Genomic DNA, 597 nt, shown 5'->3' on the forward strand with positions numbered 1-597 from the left:
TAGGTCCTGTTGTTCCAGCCCCAGCCCCAACAGCACTTCCACCACTTACACCAAAGCTATTATCTCCACCTGCTGCTAGAGATAAAGCATCTATGCTTCCTACATTAGCATTTATATTACTAATGTGGCCTCCTTCTGCAAAGCTAGTAGAAGATAAGCTTACGCCATCTCCACCATTACCACCTGCTTGTGGACCACCTGCAGCAGTCTCTTCTAGAGCATTAAGATCTGTTCCTTTTAAGATGGCTTGTTGTAAAGCTGAGATATCAGCTACTGTTTCGTTATTGTTAGAGTCTTGGTCTAGAGTTAGAGTATCTTTGCCTATTAAAGTTATATCTTTACCATCAGTTTGAGTTATTGTTACTTTAGAGTTAGAACCCTCTGTAACTATCTTTTCACCTTGGTATACAATATCTCCTACACTTAATTGTCTTACCTCTCCTGTTAAGTCATTAAGTGCTCTTACTATTCCTCCGTTTACGCTTTTAACTACTCCGGCTTCTTTAGCCATCATATTCTCCTTATTGTTTATAGTATTTGAAATTTTGAATGAATTATATAAATTTTAGAAGGGCTTGTCTATTGTACTGGGGTACA

At 38.4% G+C, this 597-nt stretch carries 1 pseudogene; it reads right to left on the bottom strand.

From position 1 onward, the window contains the following. Positions 1–511 (bottom strand): annotated as a pseudogene (locus A3835_09810) (hypothetical protein). Between the last annotated feature and the right edge of the window lie 86 nt (positions 512–597).

Origin of the sequence: Campylobacter concisus, assembly GCA_002092835.1 — a bacterium.
GTDB classification, from domain to species: Bacteria; Campylobacterota; Campylobacteria; order Campylobacterales; family Campylobacteraceae; genus Campylobacter_A; species Campylobacter_A concisus_K.